The 20,715-nt window shown below is 42.1% G+C and carries 13 protein-coding genes and 1 pseudogene; 9 read left to right on the top strand and 5 right to left on the bottom strand.

Features of this window, described 5'->3' with window-relative positions:
* The first annotated feature begins 394 nt into the window (after nucleotides 1–394).
* Nucleotides 395–1,861 carry a DASS family sodium-coupled anion symporter gene (locus AC19MV_RS00475; protein ID WP_498305200.1) on the top strand — a complete coding sequence of 489 codons (1,467 nt, stop codon included), beginning with the start codon at nucleotides 395–397 and terminating at the stop codon, nucleotides 1,859–1,861.
* Between the two features lie 82 nt (nucleotides 1,862–1,943).
* Here the strand turns inward: AC19MV_RS00475 and AC19MV_RS00470 are convergent, their stop codons facing one another.
* Nucleotides 1,944–3,572 carry a methyl-accepting chemotaxis protein gene (locus AC19MV_RS00470; protein ID WP_498305199.1) on the bottom strand — a complete coding sequence of 543 codons (1,629 nt, stop codon included), beginning with the start codon at nucleotides 3,570–3,572 and terminating at the stop codon, nucleotides 1,944–1,946.
* 458 nt (nucleotides 3,573–4,030) lie between these two features.
* Between AC19MV_RS00470 and AC19MV_RS00465 the strand changes: the two genes are divergently transcribed.
* Together AC19MV_RS00465 and yidZ are read left to right on the top strand one after the other, a co-directional pair.
* The gene (locus AC19MV_RS00465) at nucleotides 4,031–5,254 is read left to right on the top strand and encodes an MFS transporter (protein ID WP_498305197.1); all 1,224 of its coding nucleotides are present in this window, start codon (nucleotides 4,031–4,033) and stop codon (nucleotides 5,252–5,254) included.
* A complete protein-coding gene (gene yidZ, locus AC19MV_RS00460; protein WP_498305196.1) occupies nucleotides 5,229–6,197 on the top strand; it encodes an HTH-type transcriptional regulator YidZ in 969 nt (322 codons plus the stop codon). Before AC19MV_RS00465 ends, yidZ begins: the two co-directional genes overlap by 26 nt.
* Before the next feature lie 580 nt (nucleotides 6,198–6,777).
* Here the strand turns inward: yidZ and AC19MV_RS00455 are convergent.
* Together AC19MV_RS00455 and AC19MV_RS00450 are read right to left on the bottom strand one after the other, a co-directional pair.
* Nucleotides 6,778–7,872, bottom strand: a complete 1,095-nt coding sequence (locus AC19MV_RS00455) for a DUF2855 family protein (RefSeq protein ID WP_498305195.1) — start codon at nucleotides 7,870–7,872, stop codon at nucleotides 6,778–6,780.
* Nucleotides 7,865–9,292, bottom strand: coding sequence for an NAD(P)/FAD-dependent oxidoreductase (locus tag AC19MV_RS00450; RefSeq protein WP_498305193.1), 1,428 nt, complete (start codon nucleotides 9,290–9,292; stop codon nucleotides 7,865–7,867). Before AC19MV_RS00450 ends, AC19MV_RS00455 begins: the two co-directional genes overlap by 8 nt.
* Before the next feature lie 184 nt (nucleotides 9,293–9,476).
* Between AC19MV_RS00450 and AC19MV_RS00445 the strand changes: the two genes are divergently transcribed.
* The 6 genes from AC19MV_RS00445 to AC19MV_RS00420 all read left to right on the top strand — a co-directional run bounded on the left by AC19MV_RS00445 (nucleotide 9,477) and on the right by AC19MV_RS00420 (nucleotide 16,302).
* A complete protein-coding gene (locus AC19MV_RS00445) occupies nucleotides 9,477–10,064 on the top strand; it encodes a TetR/AcrR family transcriptional regulator (protein ID WP_498305192.1) in 588 nt (195 codons plus the stop codon).
* A 448-nt stretch (nucleotides 10,065–10,512) separates the two neighbouring features.
* Nucleotides 10,513–10,728, top strand: coding sequence for a hypothetical protein (locus AC19MV_RS00440; protein ID WP_498305191.1), 216 nt, complete (start codon nucleotides 10,513–10,515; stop codon nucleotides 10,726–10,728).
* A gap of 281 nt (nucleotides 10,729–11,009) precedes the next feature.
* Nucleotides 11,010–11,690, top strand: coding sequence for a response regulator transcription factor (locus AC19MV_RS00435; RefSeq protein WP_498305190.1), 681 nt, complete (start codon nucleotides 11,010–11,012; stop codon nucleotides 11,688–11,690).
* Nucleotides 11,687–13,096: a sensor histidine kinase gene (locus AC19MV_RS00430; protein ID WP_498305189.1), complete on the top strand. Its 1,410-nt coding sequence runs from the start codon at nucleotides 11,687–11,689 to the stop codon at nucleotides 13,094–13,096. The genes AC19MV_RS00435 and AC19MV_RS00430 overlap by 4 nt, the downstream gene beginning before the upstream one ends.
* Before the next feature lie 203 nt (nucleotides 13,097–13,299).
* Nucleotides 13,300–14,070, top strand: a complete 771-nt coding sequence (locus tag AC19MV_RS00425; protein ID WP_498305188.1) for an Lcl domain-containing protein — start codon at nucleotides 13,300–13,302, stop codon at nucleotides 14,068–14,070.
* Nucleotides 14,071–14,202: 132 nt separating this feature from the next.
* Nucleotides 14,203–16,302: a cytochrome c peroxidase gene (locus AC19MV_RS00420; RefSeq protein ID WP_498305187.1), complete on the top strand. Its 2,100-nt coding sequence runs from the start codon at nucleotides 14,203–14,205 to the stop codon at nucleotides 16,300–16,302.
* Nucleotides 16,303–16,593: 291 nt separating this feature from the next.
* Here AC19MV_RS00420 and AC19MV_RS00415 read toward each other — a convergent pair.
* Both AC19MV_RS00415 and AC19MV_RS00410 read right to left on the bottom strand, forming a co-directional pair.
* Nucleotides 16,594–17,175, bottom strand: a pseudogene (locus AC19MV_RS00415) (transposase); the annotation flags it as partial.
* Nucleotides 17,176–18,400: 1,225 nt separating this feature from the next.
* A complete protein-coding gene (locus AC19MV_RS00410; protein ID WP_498305185.1) occupies nucleotides 18,401–20,428 on the bottom strand; it encodes a hypothetical protein in 2,028 nt (675 codons plus the stop codon).
* Nucleotides 20,429–20,715 lie beyond the last annotated feature (287 nt).

Here is a 20,715-nt window from a genome sequence, read left to right as displayed (position 1 = left end):
ACATAAGACAAAGCTTAACAATGAAATGTGCAGAAAATATGCATAAATAATGAATAATCAGCACGTTTGTATCTATTCATGTTAATGCTGTTAATTCAGTTTATTAAGTTCGCCCCATTAACATCATACTCAGATGCGTCAGATCATATTGAGCCCAATTATTCAGCTGGCATCACTGGCATAAAACGCTTATTTTCCTGTTCCGCACTTAAGCCATCACGATTATTTTTCAACTAATTATGATGTTTAACCACAATGAGAATTCGTTCACAAAATTAGTTACCACAAAGACTTAGTATCAAGTTATGGCATTAATTTAATCAACAGAGTTGCTCACCCCAAATCACAGATATCTTCATGTTCACGGTGTATTTCCCACCCTAAGGATGCGGCAATGAAAAGTACTGATATTCGCGTTATTCCTGGCATAATTTCAATTTTGATAATTCTTTTTCTTTGGTTTATCGTCGAGCCACCGCAAGGTGTATCTGCCAATGCATGGCATTTGCTTGCGCTATTTGTTGGTACTGTTGTCGCCATTATTGGTAAAGCAATGCCTATTGGTGCAATCGCGGTATTAGCCATTACTTTAGTCGCGTTGACTGGCGTAACCAATGACAAACCTTCAGACGCAATTAAAGATGCATTGAGCGGTTTTTCTAACTCATTAATTTGGTTAATCGGTATTGCGATTATTATCTCGCGCGGATTAGCTAAAACCGGTCTTGGAAACCGAATTGGTTATTACTTTATTTCTCTATTTGGCCGAAAAACCATTGGTATTGGCTATGCATTAGCACTATCAGAACTCGTCATCGCCCCCGTCACACCCAGTAATACTGCGCGAGGCGGCGGAATTATCCACCCGATAATGAAATCAATAGCCACCAGCTTTGGCTCGTCACCAGAAGACGGTACATCCAGAAAAATTGGACATTACCTTGCCTTAGTGAATTACCACACTAACCCCATTACTTCGGCGATGTTTATTACCGCCACAGCCCCTAACCCATTAATAGTAAAATTAATTGCCGATGCGACAGGTGCAGATATTAGTATTACGTGGGGCACCTGGGCACTGGCAGCATTGTTACCTGGTTTACTGTGTATTGCGCTAATGCCGTTAATTATTTATGCGGTATACCCTCCGGAAATTAAACGAACCCCAGACGCCCGCGTATATGCTAAAGATAAATTAGCCGACATGGGGCCGATGACTTTTGCTGAAAAAATCATGGTCAGTGTGTTTGGTTTATTATTGGTATTGTGGGCAGGTGTTCCCGCCATGATATTTGGCGAAGCCTTTGCTGTTGACACTACCGCTGTAGTATTTTTAGGGCTATCGATTTTATTACTCAGTGGCGTATTGAACTGGGAGGATGTACTTAAAGAAAAAGCCGCCTGGGATACTGTTGTGTGGTTTTCTGCTTTAGTCATGATGGCGACATTTCTCAATAAATTGGGATTAGTGACTTGGTTTTCTGGCGTGGTTGAAAGCAATATCGCTCAACTTGGCGTGGGCTGGATGATTTCAGTGATTATATTGGTGGTGGTTTACTTTTATGCACACTATTTCTTTGCTAGCACAACCGCACACATTACCGCCATGTTTGCCGCCTTCTTTGCTGCAGGTATCGCATTAGGTGCCCCACCTTTATACCTTGGTTTACTGCTCGCTGGGGCATCGTCATTAATGATGTCATTAACCCATTATGCAACCGGCACCTCACCCATTATTTTTGGCTCGGGTTACGTATCAATGGAACATTGGTGGATAATGGGCTTTATTATGAGCGTAGTGAACTTAACCATTTGGGGTGTGGTTGGCGGACTTTGGTGGAAAGTACTTGGCTTTTGGTAAAATGGCCTGAAATAAAATAGCGCTAGGCGAGTCGTAATATTAACGCTGGCAAATTGCATCGGTAATTTGCCAGCGTTATCGTTTATTCCGTCTTAAACTGTTTTACGTTTAACTCTAAACTCTGCGCTAAAGCTTCCAGTTGATAACTTGCTGCAGTAATTTTACTCGCCTCTTGTTGTGCTAATAAGGCGGCATTAGTGATTTGAATAAAGTTTTCGTTAATGTCTGCTGCAACCACAGATTGTTGCTCTGCGGCTGTCGCAATTTGGGTATTCATATCACTGATTTTAGACACCGACAGATTGATGGCCGTTAAAGACTCACCGGCACGTTTAGCTTGCCCAACACTGCTATTAGCTTGGTCTTGCCCCTCATTCATCACGGTAACAGCCTTGGCTGAGCTGGTGCTCATGCTTTCAATCACCGCTTGAATTTGTTGAGTTGACTCCTGGGTACGCTGGGCAAGGTTACGCACTTCATCTGCAACCACGGCAAAGCCACGGCCTTGTTCGCCCGCACGCGCGGCTTCAATAGCAGCATTTAAGGCCAATAAGTTAGTTTGCTCTGCAATGCCTTGAATAACATCTAATACGGTGCCGATTTCTTTGCTGTCTTTCGACAATAAATGAATAATACCGGCTGCCTCACTGACTTTAGCAGCAAGTGCATCAATGTCGTTTTGTGTTTGAGTGACCTCAAGCTGGCCAGCGTTAAACTCGTTGGTTGCTGTTTGCGACAGCAAAGCGGCGTCATTGGTATGGTTAGCCACTTCATTAACCGTACTCGACATTTGGTTAATGGCAGCGGCGCCATTATCTGTTGCGAGCTTTTGGTTGTTAATAAGGTGCTCGTTTTGTTGTGCCGTTTGATACAGTGCTTTAGATGCTGCAAGCAATTTGTTAGCGGTAAGCATCGAGTTTTGCGTAATTTCAGTCAAATTCACAGTTAAATCCTGCACCGCACTTAATATACTGTGAGAAGAATCAACAGAAAACTTTACCGTAAGATCGCCTCGAGCAATTTGTTGGATGACATCAGCTGCATATTCTGGCTCACCGCCAATAATATTTCTTAAGCGTTTAACTGAAGTCAACGCAACGCCACTGCCAATCAATAATGCTATAGCTGTCACGACTAACATCACCGACTGAAAACTAGTGGTTTGCTCACGCGCAGCAGACACTTGTTGCTGAATTTGTGTTTCTTGATAATCAATAAGCTGATTAATTCTTTTTAGCCACTCGCTATATAACGGCGAAACGGTCACTAATAAGTGTTCTGTTGCAGCATCATTTTGGCTCGAATTCACCATCTGTAACAAGGTTTCAGTAGCCGCTAGTGTGGTCACTTCAATGTCTTTAATCGCTTGCAGCAAACTTAACTCTTCATTGCTGTGCTGCACGCTGGCATACATAGTATTAAGTGTTTCGGCCGCGGTGAGGTAAAACTGTTTAAGTCGATTAATATCATTTTGATGTTGTTGCGACATTGAAGCATTGTTGACTAGCACAGCATCTCGAATAGAAATGGCGCGATCATGCACACTGCCTCTGAAGTTAATCGCTTGGCGCTGCTCCACTGCTGTTTGCTCAGACAATTGGGTTAAATTGCTGTCTGCAACACTGATTTTAAATAAACCAAACAAGGTAATACCAACCATAATGACCAGTAAACTTGCAAAGCCAAAGTACAGGCGGCTTATTATTCTCATGATTAACACCTTATATGTGATTAAGTTTGTTAGGTATTCTTGCGCGATACACATTAAGCTAAATAACTAATGCGTAAGTAAAATATTTATTTGACCGTTAAATGATCGCAGTAAGTTAATTCACTTTTTGCTCGCAATGTAACCGTAAGAGTTCCATCTCAATGCTTGGTACCGTAATGTAACAAATGTTCAATAAAGACTAAAATCTTATCCAGTAAAGACCGAAACATTCACTCAAAAATTTCAACCATTTCATGCTGCCAATATAAACGCGGCATACTTCAGCACGCTCAGTACGAGTACAACGCTCTTTTAGCTCACTATGGTTAAGCAAAGACTTAACATGCCCATGTCGTAAATAGAAATACCTGTTGTCAAAATGGCAACTCGTGCATCACATGCTTTCAACTTATCCTTAGCTAACTAACCTGAGTTCGGGTTAACTAATAAGTGTGGATATGATGACCCGATTTATACTCTGTAGCTTTGCGCTCGTTCTGCTCTATCCAACGGCAATCGATCTCTATCTAGTCGGCTTGCCTCAAATAGCCAAAGACTTAGGCGCGAGTGAATCACAACTGCATATTGCCTTTTCAGTGTATTTAGCTGGCATGGCGACGACCATGGTGTTTGCCGGTAAATTAGCAGATAAAATTGGCAGAAAACCTATCGCCATTGCTGGGGCGATTATTTTTACCCTCGCCTCAGCCATGGGAAGTATAGTCGATAACAGCCAAGCCTTTTTGATAGTCCGTTTTATTCAAGGCATTGGCGCAGGGTGTTGTTACGTGGTCGCCTTTGCTATTTTACGCGATACATTAGACGACGAGCTGCGGGCAAAGGTGTTATCCATGGTCAATGGCATTACCTGTATTATGCCGGTCATTGCCCCCGTGATAGGCCACTTGATTATGCTTCGCTATCCCTGGTCAAGCTTGTTTACCACCATGGCGGGGATGGGAGTATTAGTGTGTTTGTTATCTGTGTTTGTATTACAAGAAACTCACAATAAAACGCTAATACCATTGGCTGAACACTCACACAGTTCGGAGCCGACAACAGATGCACAAATAGCCACGACAGAATCCTTTTATGAACGATTTTTCTTAAGCAGATTACTCATCAGTGCCATAGCAGTGACCGCAATTCTGACGTTTGTAAATACATCGCCAATGTTGATCATGAATACCATGGGCTTTAGCCGCGGCGAATACTCAACTACCATGGCCTTAACCGCACTGGTGAGTATGTTAACCTCGTTTGCAATGCCATTTGCGTTGTCTTTTTTCCACCAGCGCAGCTTAATGATTGTCTCTCAAGGACTATTTGTCACTGCTGCAATCATACTTGGGGTAACGCAATTAGCGCCGAGCTATCAATTGCTGAGCTTATTCGGATTTAGTCTTATTTGTGCCAGTTTTTCTATTGGCTTTGGTGTAGTGATGAGCCAAGCATTAAACCCTTACCGCTTTAGGGCCGGCGTGGCCAGTTCAATACTGGGTGTGGTTCAGGTTTGCTGTTCAGCATTATTTATTTGGTTGCTGGGTTTGTTAGGAGTAAGTGCATTGAATATGCTGATATTAATCTTGCTTATTGGTGGTGTTATTAGCATGGTTTTAATATTATTAATCCCTTCACCACTGCAGAGTGACACCCATGAAGAAATCGTTAGCACGCCTTGATCTCAACCTGCTTATTACTTTGCAGTTATTGTTGCAGGAATTGAGCGTGTCTAAAGCAGCCAAAAAGCTCAATGTGACGCCCTCAACGGTGAGCAAATCACTGAGCAAATTAAGAGAGTGGTTTGACGACCCGCTGTTTGTTAAAACGCCCCATGGATTTAGCCCAACCTCACTGGCCATTAGCATGGAGCAAGAGTTAGCCGATTGGCTGCAGTTAAGCAGTCAACTATTAGCAAAACGCGGTGATGAAATCCCCAATGGTATTCGCTTTAACCTTGCGATGGAATCGCCGCTCTTACTGACCATGTTTAATCAGCTAAGCCAACAGATTTACCACAAATACCCTGATGCTAAAGTCAAAGTGCATAACTGGGATTACGACTCCATTGAAGCCATTATTCGGGGCGAAGTTGATATTGGCTTTACTGGACGCGAAAGTCACCCTAGATCAAAAGAGTCAATTGAACTGCTGCCCTACTTTATTAATTATGAAGTGTTATTTACCGATCTTCCGGTGGTTTATCTGCATAAAGATCACCCTGCATTACAAGAAGAGTGGAATATTTCGACCTTTGTAAAGTACCCGCAAATCAATATCACCTGGGAAAAATGTGACACCTGGGCATTAGATGAAGTGTTAATTGAAATGGGCCTAAAACGCAATATTGAACTCACCATGGCCACCTTTGAGCAATCGTTATTTATGACCGCTCAACCCGGCCACGAAATGATCACAACAGCGCCGCAATATTGCCAACATTACTGCCAAAAAGTGCACCCCGACTTAGTGTGTTTACCCATCCCTGTCGACAGCGCATTACAAGCAAAACTGATGATACCCTTCACCCTCATTTGGCATAAACGTAATAATCAAAACCCTAAAATATCCTGGTTAAGAAATGCCATTAAAAGCTTATATAGCGATCTCAATAATCGCCAATAAACACAAGCCATATAGGGGCACTAATGTATTAAGTAAATATTGAGATACCACTGTGGGCTAAGGGTATGAGGGTATGAGTGCGAGAAGCTAATCGTGATACCCATAAAAAAATGTATCAATTAAGTATACCCAATCAAGAAAACCAAATAACACCGTTAACCAATACCATTACACCTCAAACAACCTCAATAACGGCCAATCAAAGTCATTAACACTGCGATTATGCATTGATTTGTTATTTCAAATGATAACGATTGCCAAACAGGATCTACCCTCACAAAAAAGCCTTAGCTATCACATACCAACAAGCGTAATAGTAAGGCGTATTTTTAAGCTAACGCGAGTGTATATTGGTTATAATGTTTTAGCCTTAGCATCTTTACCTGCAATTAAAGCAAGGTAGTTAAAGCGTTCTTTGTGAACGATATTGAGTCGCAATAATAAATAACTCTACTATTTTATCTCGATATTTATGGCATGTTTATCTTTGTTTATAAACACGCCCTAATACTCAAAAGTAACTAGTGAAGTGACCCATTAGGTTTCCACTAGGTAAGTGTTCACAACTAAGGCTTAACAACTAAGGCTTAACAATGATACCTTTTTCTGGAGCTAAAACCCCGTTACAAACATCAGCGTAAACCCCTATCATTTGTTCAATGCCATCTATCGTGGTGAACGCTAACCAACTGGCACTGCGCTGCATACTTTTTGCCATAAAACTCATGGATTGGCGCTCAAACTCTTTTGCACCCCATTGAGTAATGCGCTTTTGAATATGCCCTGGCGCAAAAAACATTTCGCTGTCGGTATGGGTAAATGGCGAGGTGAACGAAGCCGCATCCCAATGCGTTAGTCCAACCTGCAAGCAATAAGTTAAATTTTTGCCCATATGCTGTTCTATTGCTTTTAATTGTTCAGCATTTCCCGCCATATCAACAATCACGGTTTTTAATGTGGGGTTAAGCTCGGAGATATCGCCATAATTAAGCACTTGTTTGTATACACCAAGCTTGTTAACAAATTCGCTATTACGTGCGCTTGTCATGCCAATTAAGTTGGGCGCAGACTCACTGTCATCAATACCATAAGCAAGGCCAATACTGGTTTTGCTCGATGCACTAATAATAACGACCTGCTCAGCGTCAAACCAGTGCTGACTTTGTAAGTAATCCCATAAACAAAATGAAGTAATATAAAGTGGAAACAATAACATGCGTTGCTTGTCATGATTTTCGTTATAACCAGGTTCTGCTAATACCCTGCGATAGACATTATAACCAGGCGGCAATGCAGCGCGATGAGCACTGCCATCAAAAAAGCGCTGTGATGACACTTGGGTTGCCGTCATTTTAACCAGTGATGTCGGCGGAAAATAACCAAATAGTTTTTCCCCCACTGCAATATCATTACTGCGTGATGACATCACCGTCGCAAACCCCCACACCGGAATAATCCCCCAAGTATTATCAGCATTATCTGAAGCGGGGAAAAACTGCCAATAGCCAAGTTTTTCACCTAATACTGCATAGGTAATATTATTTGCGGTGAGTGCAAAACTGTCGACGCGCACAATAACTTCATTGTCAGATAAGGCTGTGTCAGTCGTTAAATCATTATTTTCTACTAACCTTGTTTTTGTAAAATCGTGTTTATTCACTTGAAACTCATGCATGAGCGGCCTCCTTTTTAGGCATATTTAAGGTGGCAATTAGCCGCATTAAGTTCTCCATCGCCTTAGGCGCATTCGAGCGTAAACGCAGTAATATTGCTTGTTTTTCAATATCATCTTTTGGGGCATCAACCACTAATTGGCTAAAGCCATCCAGTCGGCTGCAATACAACCATTTTTGTAACGCCTTGTCTTGCGACCAAATATACTGGTTTCGCATAAATGCGGCATTTACCGTTAACCAATCGGTTGCTTTGTTCGGTAATGGTACGATTTGGCTTAGAGCATTTTTTTGCTGATCGTTCTGATATGTCGCTTCAATATGGGCAATGAGTGAGGCACTAAAAACGGGTTGAATAATACGTATGGTCTGCAAGGTTATTTTGTCATCGCTAAACACGGGTAACGGTGCAAGCTCACCTAAGGCACTGGCCGAGCAATCAATAAATAAGGTGTTTTCTGGCGTGTGATAACTGCCCTGCTCAAGTGTTATCACGGTGTTGTCTAAATGGGTAACGCGCCCTTTACGCAGCACCTGCTTAATGCGTCGTAATTGGCTAAGCTCTTGCTGAGAAATCGTCGCGCCGTGGTACATTTCAGGCTTAACGGTTTTATCTAGACGCACTAACACGCCTTTATCTTCAAGTTTATTAAACAGATCATCAACAGATTCTGCATTGGCCAATGCTTCCATTTGATCAGCTTGTGCGCCAATAGTGTCACTGAAAAATTCAGCCGTAGGCTGAGTGTTTCGACGATCCATCAGCCAGGCATCACGCGGCATTATCCAACAAATATCATCCGGATTAACCTGATTTTCAAGCAACCATAAACAGGCATCTATTCCCGTTTTTCCGCCGCCTATCACCACGTATTGTTCAGGCGGGTTGGTTATTGTTGGTAATTGATTTAACGCAATAAAGTTAACGCCATCTGCAATTGAGAAATTAGGCGTATGTGTTGAAGGTACCGAGGTTTTTAAATAAGTCGCATCAACTAACCGTTTGTTAACTTTAACATTAAAGATTTGGCCACTGGTCATAGAAACAAAACTGTTATCGCCAGTATATTTGCACATGGGATAATACTTTACCCGACCAGAGCCAAGAAAGTGCAGCCTCATAACCTCATCAAAGTAGGCGCTAACTTCGGCGCCAGTGGCAAGTTCATTCAAACCTGCATTAAAACCTATTTTATCTATTCGTCCTTTGCTGAGTTCTTTAGAGCCAACGCCATAAAATTTAGACGGTTGATGCAAGGTGACAAACGGATAAGCGTTATTCCAATGTCCTCCCGGCTTTGCGTGTAAATCAACCATAATAATATTGGCATCTGTTTCAGCAAGCAGAGTGTCGACAAACGCCATCCCCATTGCCCCACTGCCAATCACTAAGTAATCAGTTTCTAATACTTGAACGTCCATTTTGTCCCCGCCAATTGTTAAGCCATACCATTTTATGTATTTAGTTTTATTTTTTCGCTTCACGTAACGCTCAATATAACAGCGTTATAAATAAAATATAACAGCGTTATACTTTGTCAAGAAATAATATTAATCTCGCTAAATTAACGTTATGATGACTCAACATTGTGTGGTTGATTTGTGCATGAAAAATACTAAAGAAAAAATATTACTCGCGGCATCAAAACTGTTTTTAAAAGGCGGAATTTCGGCGTTAAGCGTCAGAGCAATTGCCCGAGAGTCGAACTTGTCAACGATTGGGATTTATAGTCATTTCAACGGTAAGCAAGGTATTTTAGATGCCCTTTACATCGAGGGATTTACTCGCTTTCAACATGCGGTTGATGTACCTATCAACAGTGAAAACCCGAAAGAAAGCATTATGCTAGCTACCCAAGGCTATATAAAAACAGCGGTAAAATATCGCGGGCACTACCTACTTATTTTTGGCGAAAGCGTCGCTGATTACTGCCCTTCTGATGAAGCCAAGCAGTCTAGCGTACAAGCATTTTTGCAAACCACTAAGATCATCGAAACGATATTACCCAAAGCCGCAAGCTTTGAGCAAAAACGCAATACGACCCTACAGGTATGGTCAATTGTGCATGGATATATGGGGCTAATGCACCACGCTATCGCTGAAGAAATCGATAACGCTCATTGGGAAGGATTAATACTTGATACCGTGAGCTTGCACATTGACGCCCTACTAAAGCTCAATCAGCCCGATTAAGTCCTCGCTAATAGCAACCCAAATGCAATAAATTGAAGCGATTATACCCAATCAACTTGAAGATACGTGTTTCAGAGCTTCACCGTGTTTTCAATACTAGGCGCGTTAATTCAGTAATGTAGGTACCTTATAAATTAGCGCAACAACGCTCTTGATTTAATAATCCGGGGAACACGGTGAAACTCCCAAAGGGCAAGTTTTACACGCGTTTATGCTGCGGCTTTTGTTAATTTAGCTGATTTTGGAAAGGGAACGACCATTACCCGCAATCAATGCCTTGCCTGAACGCGTGTAAATTCTTGCTGAAATCGAGCATCTTCAGGTTGTTTGGGTATAAATCCAACCCAGGTATTGCGTTCATGTTCTGCTCATGTTCAATCCCTTAGAATAATGTCACTGAGCTAACTAAGCCATATTTTGAATATTCTAAACATATAAGGAATCAACAATGTTGAACGAGAAAGTCTTTTACCATCAGTCTATTCAACCGCTAAAACTTTTTTTAAACATGCTTTTTTTAGCTAGCATTATCATTGTCACTTCTGGATGCACCACAGTTGTACATACACCTCCAGGGCATAAAGTGATTCATCATGTTCCTGTTAAAAAAGTGGTGGTTGTCCAACCGGTAAAAAAAGTAGTTGTAGTACAAAGAAAACGTTAAAGGTTTTTTTGACGATTGAATCTGAGCTGCAAATAAGAATTAAACAAAATGATCATGATGATATCTGATTGTTTGTAAACACTTTAATGATGGCACATCGATGCCATTGTCCGAGGCTATCACATCAGGTTCTTCTGATAAATTTCATCATGTTTACATTCTAATCATATTACCTTTAATATGCTGATTTTAGTCAGCTCAATTGAGCAAAAGCGATAGCCCGTTGATACTCTTGCGATTGAACTTGCTCGTGTCGTTTATCATATATAAGAGAAAGTGAGATGAAATTATTATTGGTCGAAGACTCAGAAGCATTACGCCGACCGGTGATGAGAGCCTTGAAAGCGTCAGGATTTGCCGTTGATGCTACAGGTGATGGTAAAGAAGGCCTGTGGATGGCACTTGAAAACGACTATGATGTCATTATTCTCGATATTATGTTGCCGAGTATGGATGGGCGAGAAGTTTTGACACAACTGCGTGAAGCCAATAATGAATCACCAGTGTTATTCCTTACAGCTAAAGATTCAATTGAAGATCGTGTCGCTGGCTTGCGCTTGGGCGCTGATGATTACTTAGTTAAATCCTTTGCAATTGAAGAGCTCATTGCTCGAGTCGAGGCCTTAGCTCGACGAAAATACCAAAACCGTTCACCCAAGTTAGTGGTCGCCGACTTAGTGTTAGACCGCTCCGCAAAAATTGTTACGAGGGCGCAGCAGTCTATACCTTTGCCATCTCAGCTCTTCTCCTTGTTGGAGTATTTAATGCTCAACACAGACAAAGTTATCTCACGCTCCCAAATTGAACAACACATTTACGACGAACAAGTCTCACCAACCAGTAATGTGGTCGACACGGCTATCTGTGCCTTACGCAAAGCAATTAGCGTTTCGCCAACCAGCTCAGCACTTATTCATACTCGACGAGGCATGGGGTATGTGATAAGTGCCCAAAAACCATGACAAGTATTCGCGCCAAGCTACTACTTTGGTTAGTTCCTAGCTTTGTGATCATTGCGATATTAGCGTGTTCAACACTTTACCTTTCTGAGCAGCACAGACTGAATGCAAGCCTGAATACAGAGTTAAATGAACTTGCACGCATCATGAAGCTCTCCCTTAAAATACACGTCGCACGATTGGGTACACCGGCGAGGTTAGATCAAAATTTTGCCTCTACTACCAATTTAAAGCTTGATGAGTTGAATAGTGGTTACTACTTGCAGTCTTGGAATAAACAAGGTCAAATTCTGCGTAAATCCATCAGCCTTGGTGAAAAAAAGCTACCAGCACCTAACTTATACAAACTAACAAAAAAGCAGACACAGCCAAACATTTCAGGCGAGCTTGAATATGACAGCCAATTAAGTACTGGCGAGGACATTAGAGTTTACTCATTTACGCTACAAGGTAGCCCAAGACGGCCCCCCGTGGACGTATCGGTTGCCATCAGCCTAGAAGAGATGAATCAACAACTCACAATCTATGCAATACAGTTAATTGGTGGCGGATTATTTTTCTGTAGTCTGTTATCGGTCATGCTGGTGTTTGCCATTCGAAAAGCATTAGTCCCAATACAAAACTTATCTGAACAAGTTGCAAGTGTAGAAGCTGGCTCATTGCATAATCGGTTAAATGAAAAAGGTGTGCCAAGTGAAATCAACCCATTGGTGAATAGACTGAATCAACTGCTGGAGCGGTTAGAGCAAAGCTTTGCACGAGAACGTCAATTTAATAACGACATGGCCCATGAATTACGTACCCCACTTGCAGCCATGCGTGCCACTAGCGAGGTAGCCTTAAAATGGCCAGAACAAGCATCCGCTGATGACTTTGGCTACATCGCACAATCCGCTATGCAATTACAACAAACCATAGACAGCTTACTGTCGTTAGCACGGATTGAAAATTCCGGCGCTGAAACCTTAATGGTACAAGTCAACATGACCACAATCGTTGAAGAGTGCCTGTCGCTGCAAACCTCTCAGATCAAGCAGCGCAATCTCAATATTATCCAACTGATCTCAAAAGCGCATTACACACAGAGCGACCCGCGTTTGTTGCGTGTTATTATTGCTAATTTAATCAGTAATGCAGTGGCTTACGCTCCCGAAGGCAGTGACGTCAGCATCGACAGCGAAAAACAAGATACGCTCATCCGTGTGGTGAATGACGCCCCAAATCTTCATCAAAATGATCTGTTAGTCATGTTTGACCGGCTTTGGCGCAAAGACAAAGCGAGAACCGATAACAAGCATGTGGGGCTAGGTTTATCTATCGCTCATAAAGCTGCGCAAGCTTTATCGTTTGAACTGACCGCCGAGCTTTACGGTCAGCAGTTACATATGAACCTAAAATACCGTCAATGAAATCATAAATCTTTCAAATCCGGCACATAATCTACACTACTATCTTATAAATCATTAGCATAACTGCAGTTTCAAGCAGCGGTATCAATCCGTTATGGCGTTGCCTTTATCACCGCATTTTTAATTGATTTCATCAGCTCATCTTCTGCTCATCTTCGTTAGATTAAGGTATCCCTGTATGAATCATTTATAAAGGAAGCACTGTGATAAACAAACTAAAAACAAATAACTCGCTTCGTATACTTTGCGCCATTTTATTCAGTCTAATGTTATTAGGTTGTGGCAGTAGCGAGAACACCGATAACAATCAAAACGAAACTGACATTAGTGAAATATCTGGCGATAATAACGATGGCTCGGGTGCAGATGATCCAGGGGATGATAATGATGACTCTGACGATGACGATAACGACGGCACCTCAACCCCACCAGCAAGCTTTAATCTGGGAATGGCCGCCCTTAACGATACAGGGATCACCTTTGGTGCAGATTACAACCGCAATGGCAGTGATTGCAGCACCACACTCACAACAAGCAATAATACCCCTATTGTCCAAGACTGTGATCAAGGCCGCAGTGCTAACTCAGCAAAAAGCGGTTTTGACTTTACACGTATCAATGCCGATGGTAGTGAATACGTAGGTAGCGGTAACTATCAAACCGCGCCTTGGTCTTGTGTTCGTGATAATCGCACGGGTTTAATGTGGGAAGTTAAAACTCAAGACGGCGGTATTCATGATGCCAATAAAACTTACCGCTGGGGAGGGTTAACCGCACTTGCACGAGACAGCATTGACCGACAAGGTGACTACTATGATGACTGGAACATTTTGATTACAAGTTCCAATGAAGCCAACCTTTGTGGTTACAGCGATTGGCGGGTACCCAATAACCATCATTTGATGTCAATCGCCCATTTCGGTGCGACACTTGCCAACAATGGCAGTTTGGCCTCTAAAATTGACCGTAATTAGTTTCCCAATACCGTCAGCGAGTTCTATTGGAGTTCAGTCCCCTATCGTGGCGAGCATAATGCATTTTACGCTTGGGCATTTCAATTTGTCTTCGGCAACAATAAAAACATTCAACGTTACCAACCAGCAGCATTGCGCTTAGTACGTGTTATTGACCCAATTGACACTCAAAACAGTATTAAGCAATCACCAGATGAACGCTACAAAATACATGATGACGGTACCGTCACTGACTTAGCCACAGGCTTAACGTGGGCACAATGTGTAGCAGGCCTTGATGGCATGTTATGTGATAGTGGCACAGCTGAAGCTATGGATTGGGGTATGGCGCTTGAATACGCTCAAAATGCTCAACTGGCAGACCATAACGATTGGCGCTTACCTAATAATAAAGAGCTGTTTTCACTGGTTGATTTTAGTACTGCCTCCCCGGCTATTAACTTAACTATCTTCCCTTCTACCACAGTCGATTACACCTGGAGCTCATCCCCTATGATTGAGTTTTCACAAGACTCATGGTTTATCAATTTCAAGACAGGGTTAAATTGGTTTAAAGGTCGCAGCGATACCATGTTAGTCAGATTAGTCCGTTCAGGCACCGATGACTCACAACTCGCTGAGATTGATATCCAACAAGGCGATGCCATTATCAGCGATGACGGCTTAGGTAGCCCTGAAGGTAATATTGCCCCTGTGGATGTACATGCACAATTATTGATCACCGAACAAGGCCTAACCGGTGATGCTACAACGGGTAGAAAGCTACCCAATATTAATGATGCTAAAGCTCAATTAGGTAAAGCGCTGTTTTATAGCAAACGCTTAAGTGGTGAGTACGATACCGCTTGCGCCTCTTGTCATCATCCTGCGCTCGGCGGCGGTGATAGCCTTTCATGGCCTGTAGGCTACGATGCTGTAAATGTGTTTCACGATTTTGCACCTAATCTACTCGGTTCAGGCAGATACTTTAATGGCAGTGATGCCGCTGAACTTGAGGGTTATCCAGTTATCGGTCGCAATGCGCCTACCATATTCAATATCGGCTTGCTGGATCGCGGTTTATTTTGGGATGGTAGAATTGAAAGTGTCAGTAACACGCCTAATGCTCGTGGCACAGATGCAGGGATCATTACTCCTGACTCAGCCAATTTCATTAGCGCAGATAACAATATTCCAATTGGTGCATCGCTGGCCAATGCTCAATCACGCTTTCCGACTATTACCCACAATGAAATGCGCGGTGATGAACCCTTAGGCGGCAGTAACCAAACTTACCGTAATATGTTAGCAGATCGCTTTGGAGGCCATAAAGAATGGCAGGCATTATTTCTTTCTGCGTATGGCGATGACACAGTCACATTTGATCGTATCGCAGAAGCCTTAGCCGCTTTTGAAGAGTCAATGGTCTTCGCTGACAATCCGTGGAAAGAGTATGTCGCCGCACTGCGTGGCGAAGCCAATAGCAACATCAACATTCTCAGCTTTAATCAAAAGGTAGGTGCTGTACTGTTCATGACCGCTGGAGATGAAGGCGGGGCCGCATGTAGCCAATGCCATACCGGAGATGCCTTTACTGATGGTGAATTCCACGCCATAGGCCTAGGTCAAGTAGGCCCGGGGAATGGCAACAGCAACCAGTTTGTAAACGGCAGTGATTTTGGCCGTCAAAATATCAGTGGCTATTTGGGAGATGCATATCATTTTCGCACCTCACCATTACTGAATATTGCCGTCACAGGTCCGTATATGCATAACGGCGCCCTGTCTACATTAACCCAAGTGATGGATGTATACGGAAATCCTGGCGGGGCAATGAATGACTTATTGGGTATAAACTCGATACTTAATGCCGATTCGCAGTTTAATGAGTTAAACAATGCTGACTACTGTCAACTGACCTCGATCGTCGACCTAATGAACAAATACGGTGAAAGTTGCGAACAGGTATACAACAACATGAATCCCTATGCGTTTGAAAATACACGCTTCTTATTTCGCCAAAGTTTTGATGAATCAACATCTAACTCGCCAGCACCCGAAATAGACATCAATGTAGAACAATCAAATAAGGTCGTCGAATTTATGGATGCACTCACTGATCCCTGCGTTACCAACAGAGCCTGTTTACAGCCATGGATTATTGATAGTAGTAATTGGCAACAACACCCTGATTACAATGAAAACCCAGATTTGATATTAGTAGGAGAGGATAAAAATGGCATGAAGCATTAAAGCTGCCCAGAAAAAATAACTTCAACTAGGGTCTGTTGATCTTTGCTGGTTGAATTTTGTTCGAGTTAAAAACGTTTTAATCGAGGCGAATGGATTGATGCCTAGTCATCTAAGCAACTCTTTATTTGCAAAGAGTCATTCAACAAAGAGTAAAACGTTTTTAGCCGAACCCTTCGGGCAGCGTTTGTTGGCCATTTTTACTGCGTTATCGACTTTTTATGTAGAATAACTACACCTATAAGTCTTTGCCGCGCAGTTGTGAAAAAAACGATGCCACCCATTTTTTGAACACGCATCAGCCAGAAGCAGTTTGTTTTTCATCCTAAAGGCCTTGGGGAGATAGGTTCTTTCTGAAGCGGTATCAGCACTTATCGCCATTGCCACCGGGTTAAATGTGCGCAATGACATAGTCATATGGCACTCTATCGCAGCTGGATTTCGCTTAAAACGGCTTGGGTACACGTCTGCTAACGCCTTGTGGACATGAAAAGAACTGCCGTCCTGAAGCAAGATATCATCAAAGCAAGACAACCTCTTCGGGAGTAAAGCGCATTGTTGGCGCGCAAATTGGGCGATAGCCAACTGAACCAGTTGCTTCATAAAATCAGGAAAGGCTGCTTTACGGAGCTGGTTATGAAAAGGCTTATAAGCCACATTATCATTTTCTGTCAGACACATACCATTAAACTGACGATGTAAGTCAGCAATGGCATGGAAGTTACCTTTGCTCAACGCAGAGACCAAACTCGGCACCAGTAGTTCAGGAAGAACAGCGCGATTTCGCTGTATAAACCCAGTGCGCTTAGCCATTTTTTGAAGGATGTCTACATTGAAGAATTGCATAAACTGCTTTTTTAAGGTGATAATTGTCATCGGCTTTATTTATTGTTCATGTTGATTTGTTTGGCGACAATTATCAGATCATAAATAAGGCCTTTTTTCTATCTAAAATATAGGTTTATCGCTAAAGATCCTGTCTATGAATCGGTCTTAGATTTATTTCTGAGGCCGATTTTTTTATGTCTGAATTTTCTCTTGAGTTACAAGCGACTGCTGAATTTCATTTTCCTGAGTCAATCGACTCATTCCGCAAAAATATCCCTATCGAATGGGTATCGGAAGCCGTTAATCAAACAGGTCGTGCCGCCGTCAGAAAGAGGCGATTCCCTGATTCAAAAGGCGATTTGCCCCCCTTAGCCACGAGCAGTATTGTTAAAGCTAGACAGCGCAGCCTTAGGTTTGTCAATTTGGCATTTTGCATATGGTCTTGGATTTTGAGGAGGGATAGCTTGCTTGTAATAAAGAGGAACCCGGGGTTCAAAGTCCTATCTTTCGCCCAATAAAAAGGCCCGCTATAAATAGCGGGCCTTTTTATTTGAATGTGGCGGAGGGATAGGGATTTGAACCCTAAAAACTTCGTCAAAACAAAAGTAAGCCGTTATTTATCAGTGCTTAACAGATTGAATCTCAAATCAAAAATATCAATTGCTAACTACGGTTGACCATAGTGAAAATTGAAAATTATGTCAACTTTTTAAATGAAATACCTATAGACTCTGTACGTATTACGAACAAAGTCAGACCATTTTTCAAACACTTATTGTAAGTGAATCAACGTACCTGCCAAATCAAAAACTAACGAGTTACACGTTAACGTACCTAACGTTGTAGCTTTGACCGTATGCTTGCAAACATCACTTGTATGCAACCAACAAATTCCTATTTGCTGACTAAGTAGAATGTTTCGCTATCATCTTCTGCGACTGAACAGCAACACGCCAAGTAACCATCATCAAGGACGAATGCTCTAAGAGAGTCAATATCTTCTGAAAAGTTCGTAGGGAAATTTTCGAATTGCTCAAAGTTAAAACACTTATACATTAAAATCGTTTTATACTTTGCATTGCTGTTTTTAGTATGACTTTGAAATGATTGTTTGCTTTCAAATATGTCGTAGCCCTCCTGACAGTTGTCCAAACACTGCAATAAATCATCATCTTAGGTGTCTTAATTATTATATATGTCTGAAATTATTGAGCCGCGAATAACTCAATAGAAATGGCAACCCCGGAAGGAGTTGCCACGATACACCTGTTTACTATTTGTTCATATCGTGACAGGTAACACATGAATACGGATCAGGGAAAGTACGACTTAGACTGTAATCATTATTATAACCACTCTTAACTGCTGGATAGTCCTCTCGATCAAGCACTCGACTAGTCGGTGGAAAATAAATCGTGCGTTTATTTGCAATGAGGTCTTCTGGCTGAATTATTTTTGATAAACCTGCGTCATGGTGATTATCTAGCACCATTTCGCCCATAGGGTTATGACAACTAAAACACCTAGACCCATAGGCATGTTGCTCAGGAGCACCATTATTACCATGGCAACTTGCGCAATAGTAAGGCTGAACATAATCAAAACCCTCTGCGCTGTTTACAGGCCAAGACTGTCCACCATGACCTAACGGGTTTTTATCTTCATTATGACACTGAGTACAATCAGCAATTTTCCAACCAAAGTGATTATCATCAAGAATAGACGCATTACCAATCCGCTCACCCTTAGTTGCAGCGTGTTTAATAGCTAGCAATCCTTTAGTCTTACCTTGTCCATCCCACCCCATAGGGATATCAGATAATTCTAACTTGCTCTCTGTGACGTATACATTAGTCTTCAAGTCTGGATTTTTTAAGAGATCGATATCTAGAATCCCTAAAAGATCAGCTACAGGCATAGATCCATATAACCCTACATACTCTGGAGGATACGCCAAACCGATATTACCGAAAATTGTTGGAGCCTTGTTACCACCAAAGCCACTCCAAATGAAAAATTCATCTAGGCATTGTTCGTTTGTTAAGCGTCCTTCCCCCTCAGGAGTTCCATCGAGCCCGAAGTTACACATGTGATCAGATCCCCAGAAACGACCGCCAGGAACAAAATCATCCTCTCTCTCTCTCTCCCCCATTACAGGCATAGCACCAGTCCAGCCAGAATGCTGTCCATTAAAAGGATCCCGTGAAACAGTAAAACTGTTGATAAGAGTACCATCTGGGTAGACTGGCCAGAATTGTAAACCAAAATCGTAATCAAAATCCTCCGCGAGAGTAAGCCAGACATCAATTGCGTTTATTTGGTCTTTCTGCCAAATATCTGGGCGCATATTGAACGGTCTCACTTCTACATCAGTTGCTAATACGTGCTCCATCATAGTAGCTGATGGGTCGAGACCATGCGGAGTCAACTCTCGATAAACAACCTGAGGAATAATAAACTTCCCTTCATTTGCAATCAGACGATCTTGTTCCTGCTTCCATGTCCATTCCAAACGGCCCCTGAAAGTATCAGATAGGTTTATAAAACGAGCCATATCTCCCGGCCTTAGCCAATGATGATCCATTCTCATATTGGAAGATAGACCTTTAGTTAATCCACCAAAATTTTTACTCTGTCCGACATCCCCATGCATATTATAGTGCCAGTTATCCGAACCGCTGAATCGTCCGTCATTAGTGAAATCACCATCCCTATTGTAATCCCATGACAATTTGTACTCAAAAGTATTAAACTCTGAATCCTCGTAGCTGACGATACTTCCCTCGTCAAACTGAAGATCATCCCGAGTAGCGACTAAGTAGCGTAACAAGTCAAAATGAGAATATACTCCTTCAGCGAATATATCAGGTCGTGCCGGACCTGCGGCAATGCCATCTGGATTCATCAACAGTACGCGTTTAATATCTTCCGTTGATATCTCCCACTGCTCAGCTTCGCTTCCATCCCATAATGTATTGTGCAGCCCTTCAGGGAGATCATGTACATTAATAAAACCATCGCTGTTTTTATCTATAGGTGGTGTGTCCCCAAAACCATATACCCATAGGTTCACATTGTCAGTTACACGACCTAACCCAGCATAAACCACCCCAGAAAAATTGTACTTTTCGAATTTTTGGTAAGGTGTTGCAACATACTTCCAACCGGGGCTGATTTCATCGGCGTTTGGTGGAGTATCCGTTACAGGTGTATCTAGCGGCGGTTCGGCATCGCTATCCGAGCCACAACCAACCATGCCCAAGCTGCACGCTAACATACTTAGGAAGATTATTTTTTTCATTGTGCGTCCTATTAAACTTGTGAATAATTATTTATTCTTTGGCAATAATCATATTATCAATTCAAATTAAGGGCGGTATTATTAAAGACCTTATAAACGTGAGATTAGCTAACAATTTCCCGATAATGCCCGCTGCTTTAAACCCTATGAACTAACAATTTAAGATCTGTTTTTTTAAAGAAGAACATGTTCTACACATTCTTTGTTATTAAACAAACACGAGCATCATAATTACTAAAATCACCCAAAACACCGTACTTTTTAACGCTATTTTTTTTGCATAAAAG

Source organism: Shewanella sp. MF05913, from assembly GCF_059758095.1.
The sequence above is the reverse complement of the archived record's forward strand: the minus strand, read 5'-3'. Positions and strand labels throughout refer to the sequence as shown.